General features: G+C 66.4%; 9 protein-coding genes. 6 read left to right on the top strand and 3 right to left on the bottom strand.

The annotated features are described in order from the left end of the window. Positions 1-121: 121 nt before the first annotated feature. Positions 122-649: a CoA-binding protein gene (locus AUP43_RS04710; RefSeq protein WP_067553276.1), complete on the bottom strand. Its 528-nt coding sequence runs from the start codon at positions 647-649 to the stop codon at positions 122-124. A gap of 14 nt (positions 650-663) precedes the next feature. Further along, positions 664-1,470: an enoyl-CoA hydratase gene (locus tag AUP43_RS04705; RefSeq protein ID WP_232314876.1), complete on the bottom strand. Its 807-nt coding sequence runs from the start codon at positions 1,468-1,470 to the stop codon at positions 664-666. Positions 1,471-1,556: 86 nt separating this feature from the next. On the opposite strand from AUP43_RS04705, the gene AUP43_RS04700 reads away from it, so the two are divergent. The 5 genes from AUP43_RS04700 to AUP43_RS04680 all read left to right on the top strand — a co-directional run bounded on the left by AUP43_RS04700 (position 1,557) and on the right by AUP43_RS04680 (position 4,843). Then, positions 1,557-1,985, top strand: coding sequence for a PaaI family thioesterase (locus AUP43_RS04700; RefSeq protein WP_067553272.1), 429 nt, complete (start codon positions 1,557-1,559; stop codon positions 1,983-1,985). A 176-nt stretch (positions 1,986-2,161) separates the two neighbouring features. Beyond that, on the top strand, positions 2,162-2,626 hold the full coding sequence (rplM, locus tag AUP43_RS04695; RefSeq protein WP_067553271.1) for a 50S ribosomal protein L13: 465 nt from the start codon (positions 2,162-2,164) through the stop codon (positions 2,624-2,626). 3 nt (positions 2,627-2,629) lie between these two features. Beyond that, positions 2,630-3,115 (top strand): 30S ribosomal protein S9, encoded by a 486-nt coding sequence (gene rpsI / locus AUP43_RS04690; RefSeq protein WP_067553269.1) that lies wholly within the window; start codon positions 2,630-2,632, stop codon positions 3,113-3,115. Between the two features lie 134 nt (positions 3,116-3,249). Beyond that, a complete protein-coding gene (gene argC, locus AUP43_RS04685; protein WP_067553278.1) occupies positions 3,250-4,299 on the top strand; it encodes an N-acetyl-gamma-glutamyl-phosphate reductase in 1,050 nt (349 codons plus the stop codon). A 19-nt stretch (positions 4,300-4,318) separates the two neighbouring features. Next, the gene (locus AUP43_RS04680) at positions 4,319-4,843 is read left to right on the top strand and encodes a gamma carbonic anhydrase family protein (protein ID WP_067553267.1); all 525 of its coding nucleotides are present in this window, start codon (positions 4,319-4,321) and stop codon (positions 4,841-4,843) included. Between the two features lie 13 nt (positions 4,844-4,856). On the opposite strand, the gene AUP43_RS04675 is transcribed toward AUP43_RS04680, so the two are convergent. Further along, on the bottom strand, positions 4,857-6,131 hold the full coding sequence (locus AUP43_RS04675) for a M20 family metallo-hydrolase (protein ID WP_067553264.1): 1,275 nt from the start codon (positions 6,129-6,131) through the stop codon (positions 4,857-4,859). Positions 6,132-6,192: 61 nt separating this feature from the next. Here AUP43_RS04675 and AUP43_RS04670 point away from each other — a divergent pair, with 61 nt between their 5' ends. Then, positions 6,193-7,077, top strand: a complete 885-nt coding sequence (locus AUP43_RS04670; protein WP_067553262.1) for a polysaccharide deacetylase family protein — start codon at positions 6,193-6,195, stop codon at positions 7,075-7,077. The last annotated feature ends 29 nt before the right edge of the window (positions 7,078-7,106 follow it).

The following is a 7,106-nucleotide window of genomic DNA, read 5'->3' as shown; positions in this document are numbered from 1 at the left end:
TGTCCTTCGAGACGCCGCTCGTGCGGCTCCTCAGGACGAGGCGGAGTTAAGGCCGGTATACCAATCTTCCCTCGCCCTGAGGAGGCCCGTCAGGACCGTCTCGAAGGGCAGGGGGTAAGGACTACGCCTTCTCCGGCAGCTTCCGGCGCTTCGATGAGATGACGCCGGAGTTGAAGCCGTGCCAGCCGAGCTCGCCGTTCAGCCGGCCATATTCGATCTTCGGGCAGCGGTTCATGATGACGGTCAGACCGGCGGCCTCGGCGCGGGCGGCGGCCTCGTCGTTGCGCACGCCGAGCTGCATCCACACGACCGACGCGCCGAGGGCGATGGCCTCGTCGGTGATCGGGCCGGCGGCATCCGAATTGCGGAACACATCGACCATGTCGATCTTGTCGGGAATATCCGCGAGCTTGGCGTAGACCGTCTCGCCCAGGATTTCCTGGCCGGCCACCTTCGGGTTCACCGGGGTCACCCGATAGCCCTTCGATTGCAGGTACTTCATGGCGAAATAGGAAGGCCGGTTCCAGTCGGGGCTGGCCCCGACCATGGCGATGGTTTTCACCTCGCGCAGGATCTTGCGGATCAGCGCGTCGGGGTAAGTGTCGTGCCCGGCCTTCTCGAAGGACGGCTTCACCGTATTGGCGAACATGGATGGTTTCCTATTCAGCGGCCCTGCCAGACCGGGGCGCGCTTCTGCAGGAAGGCGTCGATGCCTTCCTCGGCGTCCCGGGCCAGCATGTTCTCGGTCATTACGCGGCTGGCATAGTCGTAGGCCTGGTCGAGGTCGAGTTCAACCTGGCGGTAGAAGGCCTCCTTGCCGATCTTCAGCGTCAGCGGCGATTTGGCGGCGATGGCGCGGGCCATCGCCTCGGTCGCCGGGTCGAGCTGCGCTTCCGGCACGGCGCGGTTGATCAGGCCGAAATCCATCGCGCGGGCGGCGTCGATCATCTCGCCCAGCAGCAGCATCTCCATCGCCTGCTTGCGGTTCACATTGCGCGACAGCGCGACCATCGGGGTCGAGCAGAACAGGCCGATATTCACTCCTGGCGTGGCGAAGCGCGTGCTGTCCGCCGCCACCGCCAGATCGCAGGAGGCGACGAGCTGGCAGCCCGCCGCCGTGGCGATGCCATGCACGCGGGCGATGACCGGCTGCGGCAGCCGCACGATGGCCTGCATCAGCGCGCTGCATTGCCGGAACAGGGTTTCATAGAAAGGACGGCCCGGATGGGCGCGCATCTCCTTCAAATCGTGCCCGGCGCAGAAGGCGGTGCCGTTCGCCGCGAGCACCACCACTTTTACCGATGGGTCGGCGGCGATGGCCGCCAGCTCATCGATCAGCGCGGCCATAAGGGCGACCGACAGGGCGTTGCGCTGCTGTGGGCGATTCAGCGTCAGGCGGGCGATGCCGTTCGTGTCCTGGCGCAGCAGGATCGGTTCTTCCGGGGCGGGGGCGGCGCTGGCCATCATCATTCCTCCCATGGCTTTGCCCTTGAGTCTGGCGTTCCGCGCCGCCGCGCGCAAGTATCCGGGAAACAGGGGAGGGGGAGGATTACCGCATGGCGCTCGTGACCGCCCAGGAGCTGGACCGTATCGCGCGCGAGGAGGTGCCCTATGTCGGCCAGCTCGGCGTGCGCTTCGAGAGCGTGGGCGACGGGGTGGTGACCGCCCGCCTGCCGTTCCGCGACGATCTGCTGCGCCCCGGCGGCACCATCACCGGGCCGGCGATGATGGGGCTGGCGGACATCGTCATGTATGGCTGCGTGCTGAGCCGCATCGGCGTGGTGAAGCTGGCCGTCACCACGAACCTCACCGCCAATTTCCTGAAGCGGCCGAAGCCCGGCGACCTGATCGCGCAGGGCCGTCTGCTGAAATGCGGCAAGCGGCTGGCCTATGGCGAAGTGTCGATCTTTTCCGAAGGCGATGGCGAGCCGGTATGCCATGTGACCTCCACCTACTCGATTCCGCCCCGCGAATCAGGGTCTTAAATGGCGGTATTATAATACCTATTTTACAAGTAATTGAAATTGCTATGTTTTTTGCCGTATGAGCGCTTTCTTTTCGATTGACGGGGAAATCGCGTTTCTGTAGATATGCGGCCTCCACGGGCTTCCGAGCTGTCGGGCGCTTCCGTGACCGCGTTTAATAGCCAATTGGGGCAGATATGAAGACCTACTCCGCCAAGCCGTCGGAGATCGAGAAGAAGTGGGTCCTGATCGACGCCGAGGGCGTCGTTCTGGGCCGGCTCGCCACGATCGTCGCGATGCGTCTGCGTGGCAAGCACAAGCCGACCTTCACTCCGCATATCGACACCGGTGACAACGTCATCATCGTCAATGCCGAGAAGGTGAAGCTGACCGGCAACAAGCTGCAGGACAAGAAGTTCTACTGGCACACCGGCCATCCGGGCGGCATCAAGGAGCGGACCATGGGTCAGATCCTGGGCGGCCGCTTCCCGGAGCGCGCGATCATGAAGGCGGTCGAGCGGATGATGACCCGCGGCCCGCTGCGCAGCAAGCTGATGGGCAATCTGAAGGTCTATGCCGGCGCCGAGCACCCGCATGAGGCCCAGCAGCCGGAGGTTCTCGACCTCGCGGCGATGAATTCCAAGAATAAGAGGAGCAACTAATCCATGGCCAGTGTTGAAAGCCAGGGCATGGACGCTCTGAAGGATCTGGTTGCCGGCAACGCCGCCGAGGCCGCCGCTCCGGTCGAGCCGAAGATCGACGCGCAGGGCCGTTCCTACGGCACCGGTCGTCGCAAGGACGCCATCGCCCGCGTGTGGGTGAAGCCGGGTAACGGCAAGGTGACCGTCAACGGCCGTGACCAGCAGGAATATTTCGCGCGTCCGGTGCTGCGTCTGATCATCAACCAGCCGTTCAAGGCGGCCGGTCGCGAAGATGCGTATGACGTGATCTGCACTGTCACCGGCGGTGGCCTGTCCGGCCAGGCGGGTGCGGTTCGCCACGGCATCAGCCGCGCGCTGATCGCCTACGAGCCGGAGCTGCGGGGCGCCCTGAAGAAGGGTGGCTTCCTGACCCGCGACAGCCGCGTCGTCGAGCGTAAGAAGTACGGCCGCGCCAAGGCGCGACGTAGCTTCCAGTTCTCGAAGCGTTAAGTCCCTCGGGGCATACGTCTACCGGAAACGGGGCGTCCCACCAGGGGCGCCCCGTTTTTCATTGTGTCCACACGCTTTCGCTGGTTTGGTTTCACGCCCTTCCTACATGGAGGGGACACTTGATGGAGGAAGATATGACTGCGTCGAACGAGCTTCGGGTCGGTATTTTGGGGGCAAGCGGCTATACGGGCGCCGAGCTCATCCGTCTGTTGGCGCAGCACCCCTCCACCCGCGTGACGATGCTGACCGGCGACCGCGCCGCCGGCAAGCCGCTGGGCGACGTCTTCCCGCATCTGGCCTATCTCGACCTGCCGATCCTCACCAAGATCGAGGACGCAAAGGTGGATGAGTGCGACCTGATCTTCTGCGCCCTGCCGCACGGCACCACGCAGGAGGTGATCGCCGGCCTGCCGAAGCAGGTGAAGGTGGTCGACCTGTCGGCCGACTTCCGGCTGCATAATGTCGACACCTACGCCGAATGGTACGGCCACGCGCACCAGGCGCCGGAATTGCAGAAGGAGGCGGTCTACGGCATTACCGAGCTGGCGCGCGAGGCGGTGGCCAAGGCGCGGCTGGTGGCCAATCCCGGCTGCTACCCGACCGCCGCCCAGCTGCCGCTGGTGCCGCTGGTCGAAGCCGGCCTGATCGACAGCGACGACATCATCATCGATGCCAAGTCCGGCGTGTCGGGCGCTGGCCGGGCGGCCAAGGAAGGTTCGCTGTTCACCGAGGTAGCGGAGGGCATCCACGCCTATGGCGTCGCCAGCCATCGCCACGCGCCGGAGATTGAGCAGGGGCTGACGGCGGCGGCCGGCCGCGAGATCCGGGTGAATTTCACCCCGCATCTGATGCCGATGAGCCGGGGCATCCTGTCCACCGCCTATGTGAAGCTGGAGAAGGGCGCCAGCGCCGCCGACCTGCGCGACGCCATCGCCAAGCGCTATGAGGGCGAGCCCTTCGTGCGGGTGCTGCCGCTGGGCCAGGTGCCGGCCACGCGCCATGTGCGCGGCTCCAACCATACGCTGATCGGCGTCGTGGCCGACCGGCTGAAGGGCCGGGCCATCGTGATCTCGGTCATCGACAATCTGGTGAAGGGCGCGTCCGGCCAGGCGGTGCAGAATATGAACGTCATGGCCGGCCTGCCGGAAACCACGGCTCTCATGCAGCCGCCGATGTTCCCGTAAGAAGAGGAAACGCTCCGAGATGACTGCTCTGATCCTGCCCCATCACGGCATCATGCCCAAGATCGACGACAGCGCCTTCATCGCGCCGAACGCCGCCATCATCGGCGATGTCGAGATCGGGGCGGGGGCGAGCATCTGGTTCTCCTGCACGCTGCGCGGCGATGTGAACGTCATCCGCGTCGGCGCGCGCACCAATATCCAGGACGGCACCATCCTGCATGTGCAGAGCTATGGCCATGGCTGCTTCGTCGGCGAGGATGTGACGGTCGGCCATGCCGCCCTGCTGCATGCCTGCACGCTGGAGGATCGCAGCTTCGTCGGCATGCAGGCCTGCGTGATGGACGGGGCGGTGGTGGAGACCCACGCCATGGTCGCCGCCGGTTCGCTGGTCACGCCCGGCAAGCGCGTGCCGGCGGGCCAGCTTTGGGCCGGCCGGCCGGCGCGCTATGTGCGCGACCTGTCGGCGGAGGATATCGCCGAGATATCCGCCTCCGCCGCGCGCTATGTGCAGAACGCCGACAGCCACAAGCAGGCTTACGGCTGATCCTCTCCCAGCCTTAACTGTTCGCCAGCTCGACCATCGCCTCGGCCAGCACGCGGGTGCCGGCGGCGAGGTCGGCGGCGCTGGCGCGCTCCAGCTCATTATGGCTGATGCCCTTCACGCAGGGCACGAACACCATGCCGACCGGCGCTACGGCGCTGATCAGCCCGGCATCGTGGCCGGCGCCGGAAGGCATGTCCATCGACGGCAGCTCAAGCCGCGCCGCGCCGCGCCGCACCGTGTCCACGATATCGGTCGGGAAATGCACCGGCGGGTTGGTGCCGAAGCCCTTCACGGTAACCGGGCAGGGCGCGCCTTTCTCCACCGCGATCCGTTCCACGGCGTCGCCGCGTTCCTTCAGCACCTTGGTGTCCGGGTGGCGGAAGTCGATGCTGAAATGCACATGGCCGGGCACCACGTTGGGCGAGCCGGGGGAGACCTCCAGCCGCCCGACGGTGAAGCGCACGACGTCGTCCGGATCGTGCATCAGCTCCTCCAGCGCGGCGATGATGCGCACGGCGGCCGATAGCGCGTCCTTGCGGCTCTTGCGCGGCGTGGTGCCGGCATGCGCCTCCTCGCCCTCAATGTCGATCTCGAACCGGCGCATGCCCTGGATCGAGGTGACGATTCCGATCTGCAGGCCTTCGGCCTCCAGGCGCGGGCCCTGCTCGATATGGGCTTCGAGATAGGCGTGAATGGGCGTGTTCAGCGGCCGCTGCGTGGCCTCCGGCGTCGCCTCCAGCACCGGCACCAGCGCCTCGCGGACCGAGATGCCGGCGCGGTCCTGCATGTCCAGCATCGGCTCCAGCTCCTTCTTGCCGACGAACACGCCGGAGCCGACGCAGCCCGGCTGGAAGCGGCTGCCTTCCTCATTCATCCAGATCGCGGCCTCTAGCGGCCGGCGGGTCTTCACCCCGGCGCGCTCCAGCGACTCCAGCACCTCGAAGGCAGCCAGCACGCCATAGGCGCCGTCATACTTGCCGCCGGTCGGCTGGGTGTCGATATGCGAACCGGAGACGACCGGCGTGGCGGTCGGGTCGGTGCCCTCGCGGCGGATGAACATGTTGCCGATGGGGTCGGTGGCGATGCCGAAGCCCAGCTCCTTCGCCCAGCCGGCGATCAGCTTGCGGGCGACCGCTTCCTCGGCCGTCAGCGCCTGCCGGTTCACGCCGCCCTTAGGCGTGCCGCCGATCGCGCCCAACGCCTCGTGCCGCTGCCACAGGCGATCCTCGTCGATCAGCGTGCCGACAAGGTTGGGGCGTGCGGTGGGCTGGGAAGCGGCGTCGGTCATGGGGTATGCTCCTGCAAACTATTCGGTGCGCCCACCTTACCACCCAGCTTGCGAGGTTTGAATGCTCCCCAGCCATGGCCGCTATGCCTATTCGCCGATTATCGGCCGCCCCGACTATAGCTGGCCGGGCGGCAAGCGCCTGGCGGTCTATATCGCCTTGAATCTGGAGCATTTCGCCTTTGGCGAGGGGCTGGGGGCGGAGCTGGCCCCCGGCGGCCCGCAGCCCGATGTGCTGAATTTCGCCTGGCGCGACTATGGCAACCGGGTCGGGGCCTGGCGCATGCTGGAAGTCTTCGATGCCTTGAAGCTGCCGGTCAGCGTGCTGGTGAACAGCGAAATCTACAGCTATTGCCCGCAGCTGATGGACGCCTTCCGCGCGCGAGGCGACGAGGTGGTCGGCCATGGCCGCACCAACGCCGAGCGCCAGGGCGTGCTGCCGGAGGCGGAGGAGCGCGCGCTGATCGAGGAGGCCACGGCGGTCATCGCCCGGCACGAGGGCAAGCGCCCGGATGGCTGGCTCGGTCCCTGGATATCGGAAAGCCGGGTTACGCCCGACCTGCTGCAGGAAGCCGGCTATCGCTATGTGCTGGACTGGTGCGCCGACGATCAGCCGATCTGGCTGAAAACGCGGGCCGGCCGCATCCTCGCCATGCCTTATCCGCAGGAGATCAACGACATTCCGGCCATCGTCGCGCGCAAGATCGAGGGCGATGCCTTTGCCGACATGATCGTCGATGCGTTCGACGAGATGCGCCAGCAATCGCAGGCCCAGCCGCTGGTCTTCGGCATTGCGCTGCACGCCTATCTGGTCGGCCATCCCCACCGCCTGCGCCATCTGCGCCGCGCCCTGACCCACATCGCCCAGAGCCGCGACGCCATCTGGCTCACCCATGCCGGCGCCATCGCCGACCACGCGCTGAGCCTGCCTGAAGGGGTGGTGGTGTAGGGGCAGTTTCCCTCGCCCCGGAAGGGGAG

The sequence above is a fragment of the Oceanibaculum pacificum genome, from assembly GCF_001618175.1.
GTDB lineage: Bacteria > Pseudomonadota > Alphaproteobacteria > Oceanibaculales > Oceanibaculaceae > Oceanibaculum > Oceanibaculum pacificum.
The sequence above is the reverse complement of the archived record's forward strand: the minus strand, read 5'-3'. Positions and strand labels throughout refer to the sequence as shown.

Excerpts from the sequence above, each read along its gene's own strand:
- AUP43_RS04670 (WP_067553262.1), top strand. The coding sequence starts at position 6,193 with ATGCTCCCCAGCCATGGCCGCTATGCCTATTCGCCGATTATCGGCCGC.
- rplM (WP_067553271.1), top strand. The coding sequence starts at position 2,162 with ATGAAGACCTACTCCGCCAAGCCGTCGGAGATCGAGAAGAAGTGGGTC.
- AUP43_RS04680 (WP_067553267.1), top strand. The coding sequence starts at position 4,319 with ATGACTGCTCTGATCCTGCCCCATCACGGCATCATGCCCAAGATCGAC.
- argC (WP_067553278.1), top strand. The coding sequence starts at position 3,250 with ATGACTGCGTCGAACGAGCTTCGGGTCGGTATTTTGGGGGCAAGCGGC.
- AUP43_RS04675 (WP_067553264.1), bottom strand. The coding sequence starts at position 6,131 with ATGACCGACGCCGCTTCCCAGCCCACCGCACGCCCCAACCTTGTCGGC.
- AUP43_RS04705 (WP_232314876.1), bottom strand. The coding sequence starts at position 1,470 with ATGATGATGGCCAGCGCCGCCCCCGCCCCGGAAGAACCGATCCTGCTG.
- AUP43_RS04710 (WP_067553276.1), bottom strand. The coding sequence starts at position 649 with ATGTTCGCCAATACGGTGAAGCCGTCCTTCGAGAAGGCCGGGCACGAC.
- rpsI (WP_067553269.1), top strand. The coding sequence starts at position 2,630 with ATGGCCAGTGTTGAAAGCCAGGGCATGGACGCTCTGAAGGATCTGGTT.
- AUP43_RS04700 (WP_067553272.1), top strand. The coding sequence starts at position 1,557 with ATGGCGCTCGTGACCGCCCAGGAGCTGGACCGTATCGCGCGCGAGGAG.